At 55.0% G+C, this 16,910-nt stretch carries 12 protein-coding genes and 2 pseudogenes; 8 read left to right on the top strand and 6 right to left on the bottom strand.

Annotation, left to right across the window (positions count from 1 at the left end):
• Window positions 1–52: 52 nt before the first annotated feature.
• Together der and HB631_RS04715 are read left to right on the top strand one after the other, a co-directional pair.
• Window positions 53–1,525 carry a ribosome biogenesis GTPase Der gene (gene der / locus HB631_RS04720; protein ID WP_213989982.1) on the top strand — a complete coding sequence of 491 codons (1,473 nt, stop codon included), beginning with the start codon at window positions 53–55 and terminating at the stop codon, window positions 1,523–1,525.
• A 191-nt stretch (window positions 1,526–1,716) separates the two neighbouring features.
• Window positions 1,717–1,938: a zinc ribbon domain-containing protein gene (locus HB631_RS04715; RefSeq protein ID WP_213989981.1), complete on the top strand. Its 222-nt coding sequence runs from the start codon at window positions 1,717–1,719 to the stop codon at window positions 1,936–1,938.
• 100 nt (window positions 1,939–2,038) lie between these two features.
• Here HB631_RS04715 and HB631_RS04710 read toward each other — a convergent pair whose 3' ends face one another.
• The 3 genes from HB631_RS04710 to mqo all read right to left on the bottom strand — a co-directional run bounded on the left by HB631_RS04710 (window position 2,039) and on the right by mqo (window position 7,584).
• The gene (locus HB631_RS04710) at window positions 2,039–2,491 is read right to left on the bottom strand and encodes a GNAT family N-acetyltransferase (RefSeq protein ID WP_213989980.1); all 453 of its coding nucleotides are present in this window, start codon (window positions 2,489–2,491) and stop codon (window positions 2,039–2,041) included.
• 131 nt (window positions 2,492–2,622) lie between these two features.
• Entirely contained in the window at window positions 2,623–5,784 is a 3,162-nt protein-coding gene (locus HB631_RS04705; protein ID WP_213989979.1) for a beta-galactosidase, read from the bottom strand.
• A gap of 189 nt (window positions 5,785–5,973) precedes the next feature.
• Window positions 5,974–7,584: a malate dehydrogenase (quinone) gene (mqo, locus tag HB631_RS04700; protein ID WP_213989978.1), complete on the bottom strand. Its 1,611-nt coding sequence runs from the start codon at window positions 7,582–7,584 to the stop codon at window positions 5,974–5,976.
• Between the two features lie 484 nt (window positions 7,585–8,068).
• On the opposite strand from mqo, the gene HB631_RS04695 reads away from it, so the two are divergent.
• Window positions 8,069–9,274: an MFS transporter gene (locus HB631_RS04695; RefSeq protein WP_213989977.1), complete on the top strand. Its 1,206-nt coding sequence runs from the start codon at window positions 8,069–8,071 to the stop codon at window positions 9,272–9,274.
• Here HB631_RS04695 and xseA read toward each other — a convergent pair.
• Window positions 9,271–10,653, bottom strand: coding sequence for an exodeoxyribonuclease VII large subunit (gene xseA, locus HB631_RS04690; protein WP_213989976.1), 1,383 nt, complete (start codon window positions 10,651–10,653; stop codon window positions 9,271–9,273). The genes HB631_RS04695 and xseA overlap by 4 nt on opposite strands.
• Before the next feature lie 162 nt (window positions 10,654–10,815).
• On the opposite strand from xseA, the gene guaB reads away from it, so the two are divergent.
• From guaB to HB631_RS04675, 3 genes and pseudogenes are all read left to right on the top strand, one after another.
• Window positions 10,816–12,279, top strand: a complete 1,464-nt coding sequence (gene guaB, locus HB631_RS04685; protein ID WP_213989975.1) for an IMP dehydrogenase — start codon at window positions 10,816–10,818, stop codon at window positions 12,277–12,279.
• 193 nt (window positions 12,280–12,472) lie between these two features.
• The gene (gene guaA / locus HB631_RS04680) at window positions 12,473–14,050 is read left to right on the top strand and encodes a glutamine-hydrolyzing GMP synthase (RefSeq protein ID WP_213989974.1); all 1,578 of its coding nucleotides are present in this window, start codon (window positions 12,473–12,475) and stop codon (window positions 14,048–14,050) included.
• Between the two features lie 216 nt (window positions 14,051–14,266).
• Window positions 14,267–14,455: pseudogene (locus HB631_RS04675) on the top strand (Arm DNA-binding domain-containing protein); the annotation flags it as partial.
• 437 nt (window positions 14,456–14,892) lie between these two features.
• On the opposite strand, the gene HB631_RS04670 reads toward HB631_RS04675, so the two are convergent.
• Window positions 14,893–15,150 (bottom strand): hypothetical protein, encoded by a 258-nt coding sequence (locus HB631_RS04670; protein WP_213989973.1) that lies wholly within the window; start codon window positions 15,148–15,150, stop codon window positions 14,893–14,895.
• 97 nt (window positions 15,151–15,247) lie between these two features.
• Here HB631_RS04670 and HB631_RS04665 point away from each other — a divergent pair.
• Window positions 15,248–15,589, top strand: a pseudogene (locus tag HB631_RS04665) (JAB domain-containing protein); the annotation flags it as partial.
• Between the two features lie 407 nt (window positions 15,590–15,996).
• Here the strand turns inward: HB631_RS04665 and HB631_RS04660 are convergent.
• Window positions 15,997–16,215 carry a helix-turn-helix transcriptional regulator gene (locus HB631_RS04660; RefSeq protein WP_213989972.1) on the bottom strand — a complete coding sequence of 73 codons (219 nt, stop codon included), beginning with the start codon at window positions 16,213–16,215 and terminating at the stop codon, window positions 15,997–15,999.
• Between the two features lie 110 nt (window positions 16,216–16,325).
• Here HB631_RS04660 and HB631_RS04655 point away from each other — a divergent pair, with 110 nt between their 5' ends.
• Entirely contained in the window at window positions 16,326–16,571 is a 246-nt protein-coding gene (locus HB631_RS04655; RefSeq protein ID WP_213989971.1) for a helix-turn-helix transcriptional regulator, read from the top strand.
• Window positions 16,572–16,910: the final 339 nt, after the last annotated feature.

Genomic DNA, 16,910 nt, shown 5'->3' with positions numbered 1-16,910 from the left:
AATCAGCCCAATTTCGTGCTGAAATACTTTATTACCTTATGAGGTTGTAACAATGATACCTGTCGTCGCGCTGGTTGGGCGCCCCAATGTAGGAAAATCCACCCTGTTCAATCGGTTAACGCATACTCGCGATGCGTTGGTGGCGGATTTCCCGGGGCTGACGCGTGACCGCAAGTATGGTCGTGCGGAATGGGAAGGCCACGAATTTATTGTTGTGGATACCGGCGGTATCGACGGCAACGAAGAAGGGGTTGAAACTCGCATGGCCGGGCAATCGCTGGTGGCCATTGAAGAAGCCGATATTGTGCTGTTCATGGTGGACGGCCGCGCCGGATTGATGCCTGCGGATGAAGGCATCGCCAAGCACCTGCGCAGCCGGAAAAAAACCACGCTGGTGGTGGCCAATAAAACCGACGGCATAGATGCCGACAGCGCGGTGGGTGATTTTTACTCCCTCGGCCTGGGTGAGGTTTATGCCATCGCCGCGTCCCACGGCCGCGGTGTCAACAGCATGCTGGAAGATGCCCTGTCGCCGCTGGTGGTGGAAGAAAAAGACGAAGTGGTAGTGGAGTACCCGGGCCAGGAGCCCTGGCCGGAAGATGAAGAGGGGATTCCCGAAGACGAAGAGGAAGAAGCCTTTGATCCCCAATCCCTGCCGATTAAGCTGGCCATTGTCGGTCGTCCCAATGTCGGTAAGTCCACACTGACTAACCGGATACTGGGGGAAGACCGCGTGGTGGTTTTTGATATGCCTGGCACCACCCGTGACAGTATTTATATTCCCATGGTGCGGGATGAGCGGGAATATATCCTCATCGACACCGCCGGCGTGCGCAAACGCGGCAAAATAACCGAAACGGTGGAAAAATTTTCCGTTATCAAGACGTTGCAGGCTATTGAAGACGCCAACGTGGTGTTGCTGGTCATTGATGCACGGGAAGGTATTTCCGATCAGGATCTTTCTCTGTTGGGTTTTATCCTGAATAGTGGGCGCTCACTGGTCATTGCGGTGAACAAATGGGATGGTCTGTCGCAGGAAATCCGCGATGAAGTCAAGGAGACGTTGGATATGCGCCTGGGCTTTATCGATTTTGCCCGGGTACATTTTATTTCCGCCCTACACGGAAGCGGCGTGGGCAACCTGTTTGAATCCATTAACGAAGCCTACCGCTGTTCCACCAAACGCATCAGCACCTCCATGCTCACCAACATCATGCAAATGGCCATCGAAGAGCATCAACCGCCGCTGGTGCGCGGACGCCGGGTAAAGCCGAAATATGCCCATGCCGGTGGCTATAATCCCCCCATCGTGGTTATTCACGGCACCCAGGTGAAACATTTACCGGATTCCTATAAACGCTATCTGATGAATTACTTTCGACGCTCGCTGGAAATCATGGGCACGCCGATCCGTATTCAGTTCAATGAAGGGGCTAATCCGTTCGCCGGCAAACATAACACCTTGACGCCCAATCAGATGCGTAAGCGTAAGCGGCTGATGAGCCATATCAAAAAAAGCAAGTAAGCCCACTCAGGCCCTTAAACGGGCCTGTTGTCCGCTTTTTGCCGCTGCAAAAGAGTTCTGTGGAGGTAAACATCACGGCGACAAGCGCGTTTCATCTCGCAGCGCATGGGCGGTGCCTTTTTTCGTCCCAAAACGGGCTAACATCCTTTGATAGCTTTATATAAACCGCAAAGCCCGCTTAAGGAATAAAAATGGATCAAAAATGTCCGGTTTGCCAGCATGAACTCCAACGGCAGGAGGCGGATTTTTACTGCCCGTCCTGTCAGGGCCGTTTTAAGCAGGAAGTGTTGTGCCCGGATTGCGGTAAACCATTGGAAGTGCTGATGGCCTGCGGCGCGGTGGACTATTTTTGCCCCCATGGCGATGGGCTGATCTCCAAAAAACGCGTCACTCCGCGATATAGTGCTTTATGATGGGTGCTCCATGGCGCTGTAGTTCCGCTATTGGCATAAAAATGGCGCAAAAAGGAAAAAGCAGTGGTACGGAGCGGGGCTGAGACCGGGTTATTGCGAATTAACGCTGATATTTGATGAAATCGGTCTTCCTGGCGATTTTATCGTATAACGCCATAGCGGTCTGGTTGTTGGTTTGGGTCATCCAGTAAACGCCGGCCTTGCCGGTTTTATCCGCGTGGGAATAGACTTTCTCAATTAATAACCGACCGATGCCCTTACCACGCATACTCTCATCCACATAAAGATCCTGCAAATAAACCACCGGTTCCTGGCACCAGCCGCTCTCATGCACAATACAATTTACCAATCCCACAATCTGTCCCTGGCTTTCCGCCACAAAGGCAAACATGGCCGGATGGCTGTCATCCACCAGGCGCTGGAAGGTATAATCGTATAGCGCATCATCGCGTATGGTGGAGTAGAAACTGAGATAACGGCGCCACAGCTGTTTCCACTTGTCTTTATCTTTAAGCGCGATAGACCGAATAATTGTGACGTTATTGGCCGGCATGTAAACCTCTCCGGTTAAAAGCCTGTTCCAGTGGTTCGGACGCCAATGTTATGCTGGGCAATGGACGTAGAGAGACGGTAGCGATAAACCGGTCTCGATGTCAATCGTTAACCTGTACAAAAACAACTATATTAGCCGCTGGTTGTACCTGCAGCCTGGTGGAGGACGAAGTCTCGCCGGAAGCGTAAGGAATAACGGTATTCCCTGTCTTTTAGCAGGTACTTTTCGTGTACGCTCGGGCTCCAGGAATCATCGCCCCCCACCCCCATATGACGGCAGTCCAGGTTCAGCCATACCCCTGGCTCCGGTTGCAGCAGATGCCGGTGCGTGGTTCGGGTCAATTGCCCGGTGCTGTACGGGCCGACGGAAAAATGGAAATGACCGCTGATATGCCAATCCCCCAGTTCCAGCCGGCGGGTAAAGCAGCGCAGGCCGTTTTCACTGGGAAAGATATAGGGAGTGTGCATCTGCTCTAGGGGCAGGCGCCAAAGAGAGAAACGCGCCCCAGTGCACCGGTCCGGATAGTTTTCATGGGGCCCCAACCCCAGCCAGCTCACTTCTTTCACTTCGCCATACAGCTGACAGACCGCGCCGACTCGCGGCAGTGGCGGCAGGTTGACGGACGGCGTTACCTGGATATCGGTTTCCAACTGCCCGCTATTATCAACGGTGATATGCCAAACGCTTCGTATCAGCAGGTTGTCTTCACGGAAATAGCCGTGTACGGCCCGAAAAATAACCCGATCCGACAGCTGTTCGGCCTCAAGAGACAGGCAGCGGTGTTCAAGATCAAACAGGCCGGCGGCTTTCCAGCGTTCCGCCCAGGCATGGGGATCGATATGGTCCACCTCGCTAATGCCGATATCGTTATCCAGCGGCGCGCGCACGAACTGGTCGGTTAACGGGGACAGCAAGCCCGGCTGCTCGTCGATGTACCACTGGCTCAGCCAGCCGCTGTGTTTATCCAGCTTCCAGCGTTGTTGCCGATGGCAAACGAAATACTCGCCTTCGCTTTCGTGCAGGCGAGGGGCTTCGCCTGCCTTGGACTCCGGGATCTGGGCTGATAAACATTCATAGGGCAGCGGCCATTGCTCCCAGGCGACGCAGTGTCCGGCGGGAGACCAGGGGGTTTCGGCCGGTTGCAGGATGCGCACCTGCAAATAGATTTGGCCTTCACCGTTCAACGGCGGCAGAGTATCAGCAAGCGTCAGCTCGGCTGTTTGTCCGGGAGCGAGTGTCAGGGGAGCTTCCCCGTGCCGCAGCGGGGTACCGTCCAGCTCCAGCGACCAGTGCAGCACCTCGTTATCGCAGTGGCGGAACAGGTATTCGCTGGCCACTTCAATACGTAACGGCTTTGTTTCCAGCAGGCGGAACTGAAAAAACTGTTGCTGTTTTTTCGCTTCGACCAGCGCTGGGTGCGGCGTGCGATCGGGGAAAACCACGCCGTTGAGGCAGAACTGGCGATCGTTGGGCCGGTCGCCGAAGTCGCCTCCGTAGGCCCAATAGGTCAGGCCCTGGTCGTCGGTGCGTTCAAGGGCCTGATCCGCCCAGTCCCAAATGAAGCCACCCTGCAGGCGGGGATACTCACGAAAGGCCCGCCAGTAGTCGGCGAAGTTGCCCAGGCTGTTGCCCATGGCATGGGCGTATTCACACAGGATCAACGGACGCCGCTCGTTGGGCAGGCTTATCCATTTTTTTATCGACCATTTCGGCACCGCCGGGAAGGGTTGATCCTCGTCCACCCGCGCATACATTGGACAAATAATATCCGTAGCGCGGGTATCGGCACCGCCGCCTTCATATTGTACCGGGCGGCCGGGATCCCGGGATTTGACCCATTGATAAAGGGCGTCATGGGTTGCGCCGTGGCCCGATTCGTTGCCCAGGGACCAGATGATGATACTGGCATGGTTGCCGTTGCACTGCACCATGCGGCTCACCCGTTCGCTAAATGCCGGGAACCATACCGGATCGTCCGACAGCCGATTCATGGGTTCCATCCCGTGGGTCTCAATATTGGCCTCGTCCACCACATACAGGCCATAATGGTCGCACAGGCGATACCATAACGGGGTATTGGGATAATGAGAGCAGCGCACCGCGTTAAAGTTATTCTGTTTCATCAACAGGATATCTTGCCGCATGCTCTCGGCATCCATCACCTGGCCCCGGGCCGGATGATGCTCATGGCGATTAACGCCGCGAATCAGCAAGGGTTTGCCGTTAAGCTGCAACAGGCCGTCTTTGATTTCCACCTGCCGGAACCCCACGTCGTAGGCTTCCACCTCAAGGATCGCGCCCGTTGCATCTCGCAATGTCACCACCGCACGGTGGAGATGCGGAATTTCAGCGCTCCATAAGCGTGGCGCCGGTATGGGCATATGGATATCGACCCGCTCCGGGTATCGTCCCCGCTCATCGATAATCTGGGATCCGAACGGCACCCGGCGCTCGGCGATATTTTCATCGCCCCACCATAATGAGACACCCAGGCTATAACCGCTTAACTTGGCATCCGGCGGCGTGAGTGCGACGGCGACATCCAGCACGGCGTCGGTATATAACGCGTCCAGCCGGGTGCGTATACAGATATCATGAAATCCCGTCGCCGGTTTGTGCAACAGGGATACGGAGCGGAAAATGCCGCTCATGCGCCACATATCCTGATCTTCCAGGTAACTGCCGTCGCACCAGCGCAGCACCATGACGCACAGCCGGTTATGGCCGCTTTGCAGGTAGCCGCTGAGATCGAATTCCGCCGGCAGCCGGCTGTCCTGGGAATACCCTACCCACAGGCCGTTGCACCAGAGATAAAACGCCGAATTCACGCCGTTAAAGATAATGCGGGTCCGCCCCTGGTTCAGCCACTGGTCAGGCACGGTGATGTCACGGGAATAACAACCGGTGGGGTTGAGCTCCGGCACCCGCGGCGGGTCCACCGGGATGGGATATTTTACATTGGTATAGATGGGCAAATCGTAGCCGGCCATTTGCCAGTTGGAGGGGACGGTTATCCCCTTGTCATCCGCCAGATCTTCTTGCAGCCAGCTTTCCGGTACGGCGTGCAGTTCCTTGAAATAGTAAAAACGCCATTCACCGTCCAGGGAGAGAAGGCTGGGAGAGTCGAGATCCCTCCGTGCGCCATCTTCGTCGCGCCAACTGTGGAAGGGGGGATGGGCGGGCAATCGCCGGTAATGCGTGCTGACGGGATTTTCCCAGTCACGCCGTGATAAAACAACGGCCAGGGATGAAAACGAGGCCGCTTCCTGATGGGTCGGACGGGTGCTATTCATGGTTAGCCTTCATGATATGCCTTCATCGTTTTATCGCGTCGTAACGGGTAACGCCATTAAGATAATAAACAATGTTATAGGAAGATAAACCACGAAGTATTAAACCTTCGGCGGCGATCGCAATCTATGATCGCCAAGGCGGGTTTCAGCAGAGGAACACCCCCACCGGCACAAATATCACCGACCGATTCAGATAACCTTGGGCAGCGTTCCCCATGTATCGGTTGCCCCCGGCTGTCCGGCTTCTGCATAGTTCAGGTGCAGCAGGCGGCTGGTATAGGCGTGGATCCGGTTGGTCAACTCCGCATCGCCGCTTAGGGGCCGTCCATAGGATGGGATGATCTCTTGCAATTTGTCACGCCAGGCCGGCGATGCCGCGCGGTCCTTAAACATGCTGTTCATCAATTCCAGCATGATTGGCGCGGCGGTGGACGCCCCCGGCGATGCCCCGAGCAACGCCGACAGCGAGCCGTCGTTCGCGCTGACCATCTCGGTGCCGAACTGTAGAATGCCCCCCTTGACCCGATCTTTTTTGATGATCTGTACCCGCTGGCCGGCATCGATTAATTGCCAGTCCTCCAACCGGGCCTCGGGATAATAAGCCTGCAATGCCGCCAGGCGATTTTTATCCGACATCAGCGCCTGGCTTATCAGATAACGCAGCAGATTCAGATTATCCCAACCGACGCGGAACATCGGCAGCAGATTATGCCGGTTCAGCGAGGAAAACAGATCGAACCAGGATCCCCGTTTCAGGAATTTACTGCTGAAAGTGGCATAAGGCCCGAACAACAGGGAACGTTCTCCATCCAGCATTCGGGTATCGATATGCGGCACCGACATCGGCGGGGCGCCAACCGAGGCTTTTCCATACACTTTTGCCAGATGGTGATCAACGATATCGGGCCGGGTGGTAACCAGAAATTTGCCCCCCACCGGAAAACCGGCATAACCCCGCGCCGCCGGAATGCCCGATTTTTGCAATAGCGTCAGGGCCGCACCGCCGGCGCCGATAAACACATGGCGGGCGCGGACGCTCGAGCGTTTGCCGTCGTTGTTCAAATCGGCGACGGTAATCTCCCATGTCGCGTCTTCTCCGCGCGTAATATTCACCACCTCATGCTTGAGGTGCAAATCGAACCCATCCCGTTGCGCCAGCGACGCCAACATCTGGCGGGTCAATTCGCCGAAATTGACGTCGGTGCCCATTGCCATCCGGGTGGCCGCCACTTTTTGAAAAGGTTCGCGGCCCTCCATAATCATGGGCGCCCACTGTTTAATCACATGGCTGTCTTCCGTATATTCCATGCCATGAAACAGCGTGCTTTGCTGTAATGTCTCATAGCGCTTGCGCAGGAAATTCACATCTTCTTCGCCCCAGACAAAACTCATATGCGGGACATTATTTATAAAGGTTTCCGGTGCGCCCACCCGCCGGTTTTTAACCAGGTAGGACCAGAATTGGCGGGAAACTTCAAAAGACTCGTTGACAGAAACCGCTTTGGAAATATCAATAGAGCCATCTGCCCGTTCCGGAGTGTAATTCAGCTCGCAGTACGCCGCGTGGCCGGTGCCGGCATTATTCCAGCCGTTTGAACTCTCTTCCGCTATTTTATCCAGGCGTTCATACAGTTGAATAGTCCAGTCGGGCTCAAGCTCCTTGAGAAGGGCGCCCAGCGTGGCGCTCATGACCCCGCCGCCGATAAGGATCACATCCACCGGTGGGTTGTTCGCGGCCTTTTGCCGTTGGGCAGACGCCAACAGATTCATGCAAAGGCCCGCGACGAAATGCTCTTTCATGCGCAGTGTCTCTATATATGAAAAGTAAGTATACGGCAGGGCAATATTATTGAGATTGCTTTTGGCCCAATACTGTCTGCTATTCCATCTCGATTCTATTAGCCGACCGCCGCTATGTAAACTAAAAAGTGATGTTATAGACTGGTTAAGATAAATAAAGCTTATGTCTGTTATCTTACTGTTTTAGCAAGATAATATTACTACATTTTGTAAAAAACAACTTTTTGATAACAAATCGTTACCATCTTTTTATGATGATAAAAAAGCTTTTTCAGGTTGATTCTGCCTTAGAATATCCGTCGCGCAACCGGATCGTCTTTAATCCGGGAATAAATAGCAGCTCGTCTGTTCTGATTTATTTATCTTGCCGGTAGAAGTTGTTTTCATTGGTATTTGATTGGTATTATTTTTGCTTCTAATGGCTATAAATCCCTTCTGGATAAGCGGATATTGCCTGAGTATTTTGGCGGTTAAAGGAATTATCATGGTAAATACCTCGGCTGACATCGCTGACGGCAGTCGTTTTTGGCAACGCAATTTATTCGTCTGTGTTTTCGGTTCCTTTACCACCATTATCGCCATGACGCTATTGCTGCCTTTCCTGCCACTCTATGTGGAACAGCTTGGGGCGGTAGGACATGCCGCCATCAGCCAATGGTCCGGGGTGGCCTATGGCGCCACGTTTTTCAGCGCGGCATTTACCGCGCCGCTGTGGGGACGCCTGGGGGATCGCTACGGCCGTAAACTGATGCTGATCCGCGCCAGTCTCGGCATGGCGGTGGCCATGACGCTGCTGGGTATGGCGCAAAGCGTCTGGCAACTGGTGGCGCTGCGCCTGCTGGCAGGTTTGCTGGGAGGATATGCCTCGGGATCGATGATCCTGGTGGCGACCCAAACGCCGAAAGCCCGTACCGGCTGGGCGCTGGGAGTCATGTCGTCCGGTATCATGGCCGGTAACTTCGCCGGTCCGCTGATCGGCGGTACCTTACCGCCGTTGATTGGCATTCGCGCCACCTTTATTGTCGCCGGAGCGGCTATATTCGTCTCATTCCTTGCCACCAGCTTTTTATTAAAAGAAGAACCGGGCGCCGCGCAAAGGCGGGCCGCCGAACCGGCGCCCGACGCCGCGATGAGCAAACCCGTAGTCGCCATGTTGATTACCGGTGCGCTGCTGATGATCGCCAATATGTCCATCGAACCGATTATTACCCTCTATGTGGGGCAGTTGGTGTCGTTTTCACGGGTGACGCTGGTGGCGGGATTCGCCATGTCCGCCGCTGCCCTTGGCAGCATTTTATCCGCGTCCAGGCTGGGCAAGCTGGCGGATCGCAGCGGTCACTGGAATGTCATTATCGGTTGCCTGCTGGCGGCGGCGCTATTGCTGATTCCTCAGGCATTTGTCACTCAAGGCTGGCAACTGGTGGTGCTGCGGTTTTTCATGGGGCTGGCCTTGGGCGGCCTGTTGCCCTGTATCGCCAGCGTTATCCGTCACAATGTCCCGGACAAGATTGCCGGTAAAATGCTGGGGTATTCCACCTCGGCTCAATATGTCGGCCAGGTGGCGGGGCCGCTGCTGGGGGGCGTGATCGGCGGCCATTTCGGCATGCGCCCGGTTTTTCTCGGCACCTGCGTTTTATTGTTTATCGGGGCGTTGTATAACGTCGTTGCGCGGTCGGCGGCAGCGCGCTAGCGGTTTTTACCAGTGGTCTTCTTCGATATCTCCTCTTCCGGCGTAATGCGCACCACCTGGCTATCCACCCAGCCGTCCTGCAGACGGGTGGTCAACGCATCGCCGGGCTGCAGTTGCCCGGTGCGTTTGATAAGCTCCCCCCCGGCACCGGTGGTGACGCTGAAACCGCGTGCCAGCGTCTTTAGCGGACTGACCGCCTCCAGTTGGGAACATAACATGCCGAAGCGTTGCTGATGCCCGTTAAGGCGGCGGGTGATGCTCTCGCGCAATTGATAATTCAATGCCTGTAGTTGCTGCTGCGCCCGGCCGATGCGCGGCAGCGGCGATTGTTGCGCCAACCGTTGCTGCGCTCGCTCGTGGCGGCGTTGCGCCAGTCTCAGCTGCGCCTGCACGCTATCGTCCAGCCGGCGCCGCAGTTTAATCAATGCCGTTTGCTGACGCGCCAGCCGCAATTGGGGGTGTTGCTGCTGCAAGCGATGCTGAAGGCGGGTAAGAATCTGCTGTCGTTGGGCCAGATAATAGTCCATTGCCATTTCCAACCGCTGCTGCTGTGACTGCAATTGGCGCACCAGCTCCAGCTGATTGCGGCTTACCAGCTCCGCCGCCGCCGACGGGGTCGGCGCACGGAGGTCGGCGACGAAATCGGCAATGGTCACATCGGTTTCGTGTCCGACGGCGCTCACCACCGGCAATATGCTGGCAAAAATGGCCCGCGCCACCCGCTCGTCGTTAAAACTCCATAAATCTTCCAGTGAACCGCCGCCGCGCCCGACGATGAGGACATCGCACTCCTGCCGGCGGTTGGCGGTTTCAATGGCCCGCACGATCTGCGCCGGTGCGTCCTGTCCCTGAACCGACGTCGGGTAAATCACCACCGGCAGCGACGGATCCCGTCGGCGCAGGACGTTCAGTATATCGTGCAACGCCGCGCCGCTGGCGGAGGTGATGACGCCCACCCGGCGGGCCGGGCTAGGCAGCGGCCGCTTATGGATTTGATCGAACAGTCCTTCCGCCGACAGCCTCTGCTTGAGCTGTTCGAACTGTTGCTGCAACAAGCCGTCGCCGGCGGGCTGCATGCTCTCGGCAATCAGCTGATAGTCGCCGCGGGGTTCGTACAGTGTCAACGAAGCCCGCACCAGCACCTGCTGCCCGTTGCGCGGGGCAAAGGTCACTCGTCGGTTGCCATTGCGGAACATGGCGCAACGCACCTGGGCGCGATCGTCTTTCAGGGTGAAATACCAATGGCCGGAGGCGGGCTGGGAGAAGTTGGAGATTTCGCCGGTAAGCCAAATCTGGCCCATCTCGCTTTCCAGCAGTTCGCGCACCTGCTGGTTCAGGCGTGAAACGGTAAAAATCAGTGACGAGGCGGGTGCAGGCATGTGAGCCGGATCAACTTAGTTAAAAAAGACTTAATCGATTGATATTACTTATCGCGGAGCGGTTATCAAGGTTTTTTTTAAAAAAATAGCTGGAGGCAGGGGTTTGGGTTCTGTATAATGCCACGGCAATATTTTATACATTCACCCTGGTGAGATATTGCTATGCTACGTATCGCAAAAGAAGCCCTGACATTCGACGATCTCCTCCTTTTACCTGCACATTCCACGGTTCTGCCCAACACGGCCGACCTGGGAACTCAACTGACCAAAAAAATCCGTCTCAACATTCCACTGCTGTCCGCCGCCATGGATACGGTGACCGAAGCGCCCCTGGCTATCGCACTGGCCCAGGAAGGCGGTATCGGCTTTATCCATAAGAATATGTCCATCGAGCGCCAGGCTGAGGAAGTCAGCCGGGTGAAAAAACATGAAAGCGGCGTGGTGACCGATCCCAAAACCGTAACGCCTTCAACTACCCTGTCCCAGGTCAAGGAAATGACCGCCCGCAACGGTTTCGCCGGTTACCCGGTGGTCACCGACGACAACGAACTGGTGGGTATCATCACCGGCCGCGATGTGCGGTTTGTAACCGATCTTTCCCAGCCGGTCACCGCGGTAATGACGCCGAAGGAGCGTCTGGTGACGGTAAAAGAGGGCGAAGCCCGCGAAGTCGTGCTGCAAAAAATGCACGAGAAGCGCGTGGAAAAAGCGCTGGTGGTGGACGGCCAATTCCATTTGCTGGGCATGATTACGGTAAAAGATTTCCAGAAAGCCGAACGCAAACCCAATGCCTGCAAAGATGAACACGGCCGGCTGCGGGTGGGCGCCGCCGTGGGCGCGGGCGCCGGTAACGAAGAGCGTATCGATGCGTTGGTGGCCGCCGGTGTCGACGTTCTGCTCATCGACTCCTCCCACGGCCACTCTGAAGGCGTATTGCAGCGCATTCGCGCCACCCGCGACAAATACCCCGATTTGCAGATTATCGGCGGTAATATCGCCACCGGCGCCGGCGCCATCGCGCTGGTGGAAGCGGGCGTGAGCGCGGTTAAAGTAGGTATCGGGCCGGGGTCCATTTGTACCACCCGTATCGTGACCGGCGTCGGCGTACCGCAAATCACCGCCATATCCGATGCGGTGGAAGCGCTGGAAGGCACCGGCATTCCGGTTATCGCCGACGGCGGTATCCGTTACTCCGGCGATATCGCCAAGGCCATTGCCGCCGGCGCTTCATGCGTCATGGTTGGCTCGCTGCTGGCCGGTACCGAGGAATCCCCCGGCGAGATCGAACTCTACCAGGGCCGTTCGTTTAAATCCTATCGCGGCATGGGATCCCTGGGGGCCATGTCCAAAGGTTCCTCTGATCGTTATTTCCAGACCGATAACGCGGCGGACAAATTGGTGCCCGAAGGCATAGAAGGGCGGGTTGCCTACAAAGGCCGCCTGAAAGAAATCGTGCATCAACAAATGGGCGGCTTGCGCTCCTGCATGGGACTCACCGGTTGCGCCACCATCGATGAACTGCGCACCAAGGCTGAATTTGTCCGCATCAGCGGTGCCGGCATCCAGGAAAGCCACGTCCATGACGTCGCCATCACCAAAGAATCGCCGAACTACCGCATGGGCTAAACGCACGGAGCGGCGCGCTGCGGGCTAGTTGCGAAATAGTATAGTGCGTTGCTTATTTTCCCGTAGCCCGCAGCTTGTCGCCAAAAGCTCGTTCAGCGCCGGGTGGCCGAGGATTGGCCATCCCAGATTTTTTCTTCCCGGCCGCGGCCGGGTGGTGTTTTATTTTGACCACCGCTCTTGGAATACGCCTTCTATGACAGACAATATCCATAAACATCGCATTCTGATTCTGGATTTCGGCTCGCAGTACACGCAATTAATTGCCCGCCGTGTCCGTGAACTCGGCGTCTATTGCGAACTCTGGGCCTGGGACGTGACGGAGGCGCAAATCCGTGCTTTTGATCCCAGCGGCATTATTCTTTCCGGCGGTCCTGAAAGCACCACCGAACATAACAGTCCAATTGCGCCGGCGTATGTTTACCAGGCCGGCGTCCCGGTGCTGGGCGTATGTTACGGCATGCAGACCATGGCCATGCAGCTGGGGGGCCGGGTTGAAGGCTCTTCGCAGCGGGAATTCGGTTATGCCCAGGTTGAAGTGGTAAGCGACAGCGCCCTGGTGAGGGACATCAAGGATTCCCTCAGCGTCAACGGCAAGCCGTTGCTGGATGTCTGGATGAGCCACGGCGATAAGGTTACCGGTATTCCGGCCGGGTTCGTCACCGTCGCCAGCACTGAAACCTGTCAGTTCGCCATTATGGCCGACGAGGAAAAACGGTTCTACGGCGTCCAGTTCCACCCCGAAGTCACCCATACACACCAGGGACAGCGGATACTGGAACGGTTTATCAAGGATATTTGCCGCTGCGAGGCGTTATGGACGCCGGATAAAATTATCGAAGATGCCGTTAGCCGTTTGCGCCAACAGATCGGCAACGACCATGTAATTCTCGGACTGTCCGGCGGGGTGGATTCTTCGGTTACCGCCATGCTGCTTCATCGCGCCATCGGCAATCGCCTGAGCTGCGTGTTCGTGGACAACGGCCTGTTGCGGCTGAACGAGGCCGCCCAGGTACTGGAAATGTTCGGCGAGAAGTATGGCCTGAATATCATCCATGTCCCGGCGGAAACGCGTTTTCTCAGCGCCCTGGCCGGTATCGCCGATCCTGAAATCAAACGCAAAACCATCGGCCGGGTGTTTGTGGAAGTGTTCGATGAGGAAGCCGGCAAACAGACCGACGTAAAATGGCTGGCCCAGGGCACTATTTATCCCGACGTGATTGAATCCGCCGCCTCCGCCACCGGCAAGGCCCATGTCATCAAGTCCCATCATAATGTCGGCGGCCTGCCGAAAGAGATGAAGCTGGGCCTGGTGGAACCGCTGAAGGAGCTGTTCAAGGACGAGGTGCGCCGCATAGGCCTTGAGCTGGGCCTGCCTTACGATATGCTTTATCGCCACCCATTCCCGGGGCCGGGCCTCGGCGTGCGGGTGCTGGGGGACGTGAAAAAAGAGTACTGCGATCTGCTGCGTTGCGCCGATGCGATTTTCATCGAAGAGCTGCATAAAGCGGATCTCTACAATAAGGTCAGCCAGGCGTTTACCGTATTCCTGCCGGTGCGTTCGGTTGGCGTGATGGGGGACGGCCGTAAATATGACTGGGTGGTCTCCCTGCGCGCGGTGGAAACCATCGACTTTATGACCGCCCATTGGGCGCATCTGCCCTATGACTTCCTGGGACGGGTCTCCAATCGGATCATCAATGAAGTCGATGGGATTTCAAGGGTGGTTTACGATATATCGGGTAAGCCGCCGGCGACGATAGAGTGGGAATGATTTACAGCGCTTTTATAGCTATTGTTATCAATTGAGATCTACACATAACCCCATGATAATAAGTGGGGTTTTTATTTATATTTATCTATATCTATTGTCCAAAGCAAGCATTTTTCGTCGGTACTATTGTCGGTATTGGCTTAAAGGTAGTAATCTCGAACAACATAATATCGTACGCTGTCAGCCGATTTTGACGGTATTGGGATGCTACTCCTTGTGCTCACCGACACGAAGCTCAAAAGCCTAAAACCCCGCGATAAGCTCTATAAAATTGCCGATCGGGATGGCCTCTATGTGGCCGTCACCGCCAGCGGTACCGTGTCCTTCCGCTATGACTACCACATTAACGGCCACCGGGAAACCGTCACCCTTGGCCGGTATAGCCTTGACGGTAGTTCCTTGGCAGTGGTACTAAAAACCGGAGGGACTACACAACGACTTTGCCCGCGCTCATGATAACAGCTATCGAATTGAACTGGGCGGAAAGTCACTGGGAAATGTGGCGCAATCCGATCATGGCGAGTAAATCTAAGAAGAGAAAAAAACCTGTGGATGAAGCGCGATTGGAATCACCAAAACCAGTGGTCGCATTCAGCGAAATAAGCAATGGTCTGTCCTTGATATTGAAGATGCTTCACCGCATATCTGGTCAATGTGGGCATGTCGGTACCCCGGTAATCCCCCAGCCATTGCTACTCAGCAGGTTCTCAGTTATTCACCCAATCTAGTCTCCGCTATGTAGAGTCTTTGAGCGACAAGTGAAGTTACCGCTCTCTCGATGTCATTTGCACTAACGACCATGGCACCGCTTGTACTTTACGCCGCTGCCTCACGGGCAAAGATCATTCCGCCCCGGTTTTTTTGATCTTCACAGGCAGAATGACATTTTTCGGTTGGTTGAGATTCACCGCCCGCGTAGGCTGAGCCATTCGCGCGGCGTCTTCGTATATGTGGGCGTTATCTTCCGTTTGCCCGGTCGGTATGTTGATCGTGAAAAACTGCGCCTGGTAGTATGTTTCATGGGCGTCAACTTCTGCCACGTCGCCGATGACATTAGAAGCCTTGACGGCCAATCCAGCTGCGCTGGCCTTGTCATTCACCCTAGTCCAGTCAATTTGGTAGTCGTGTTGTTGAAGCCAAACAAATAGCGGCCCACCGTCCCCAAACAGAAGAAAGTATCGAGCGGGATGCTGGTATTACCTGTGCACCAAATTGGCCGGTTTTGAGAGTGAAGTTTTCGCGTTTCTGTTCTTAGATACGCAACATCGGTTGATTGAGTACGCCGAGATGTTCTACGGCACGATTACCAGTACCGCGGTCCATCCGCGTGAAGTCGTCAAAAAGGCCCCGCGGAACAATGCGGCAGTAGTCATCCTCGCTTACAACCATCCCAGCGGGAATACCGAACCGAGCGATGAAGACAGGAGGCTTACTCAGCTACTCAGGGAGGCTCTGGAACTGGTGGACGTGCGGACGCTCGACCATATCATCATTGGCGGTAACGATACCATGTCGTTCGCGGAGCGCGGGTGGTTGTGACATGAGGGGCTACGGCCCCTTTTTTGCTGCGTCTGGGTGTCTAAGCGAGACCGCCGGGTGTTGCATTACGGCGTAGTGGGAAGTGGTCACAGAGCCGATCTAATAACCTAGCAAAGATTTGGATTGCATAATCCAAAATGCAGTTAAATGAACAGAATGCTGAAAAATCAAACCATCTGCTGGCTAAGCTTCATGGCATCACCCTAGCCTCCAGCCGTTGGTGGCACGCCGCCGGGCAGGCTGACGCTGGCATTCAGCCGTAAGGCTGATAGCATTGAGGCCGCCAATTCTAAGTGAGATGGCAGATGTCGGCCGCACCGTATTGTCGGCGAAGCTGAATAAAGCAGCTATAAGTCCCTACCACAATTAATCTTGCTGCTTGAAAACAGGTTGGCAGTCAAAAATCTTTAAAAATCGAACAAGGCTTTTAGCGGAATTCCCAAACCGTTGGCAATCACTGCTATCACTTCCAGCGTGGGGTTTCTGACGCCTCGCTCAATCCCACTGATATAAGTGCGATCCAACCCGCATTTGTCGGCGAAAGTTTCCTGTGAAAGTCCTGCCTGCAAGCGGAGCGTTTTTACTCGTAGCCCGAAGCGGACGGCAATGTCAGTTGATTTTTTCATGCCGATAAGCATTATCTTTTGTTGCCTATCAGACCACGGACTATTAGTCACAATCGTTAATTTTTATGCTAGCATTATGACTCATAGTCAACATCTTATTAAGGAATGGTATGGAGCAACATGATTGGCATCCTGCTGATATTATTGCAGGCGTAAGGAAGAAGGGGACATCGCTGGCGGCGATTTCTCGTTCGGCGGGGTTGGCTTCGTCTACATTGGCGAATACTTTGACACGGCATTGGCCAAAAGGTGAACGCTTAATCTCGGAAGTGCTAGGTAAACGTCCCGAGGAGATCTGGCCTTCCCGCTATCAAATTATAACAAATGGGCAAGTCACGGAGGGAGGACCGGATTGAAAACTTGCTGCCAGACAGAGTTGGCAGAATTTTGATGATGCTTTTAGCCGATTTCAGTGCTCCTGGCGGGTTTTCCAATCAGTGAAGATTCCGTCAGAGTCGATAAGCGCTTCACTTCAACGCTTTATTATAGTGGCAGCTTTACAAGGCAAGCATCATCCAAAGAATTATGCTGTTGACCGAAGGCGCTTTTTCAAGGCGAACAAATATCCCGTTCGCTGGCACGTTGCCGAGTATCATTTTCGCTGCTCAAATACGAAGAGATCCATCTGGAATTCTATGCCCGCCTGCCGGCCCTGAGATCTTTCAGTATTGACTCTTTCCGACATCCATAGTTTA

This window comes from Sodalis sp. dw_96 (assembly GCF_018449575.1).
Lineage (GTDB): Bacteria > Pseudomonadota > Gammaproteobacteria > Enterobacterales > Enterobacteriaceae > Acerihabitans.
This window is presented reverse-complemented; position numbering and strand designations above follow the sequence as displayed.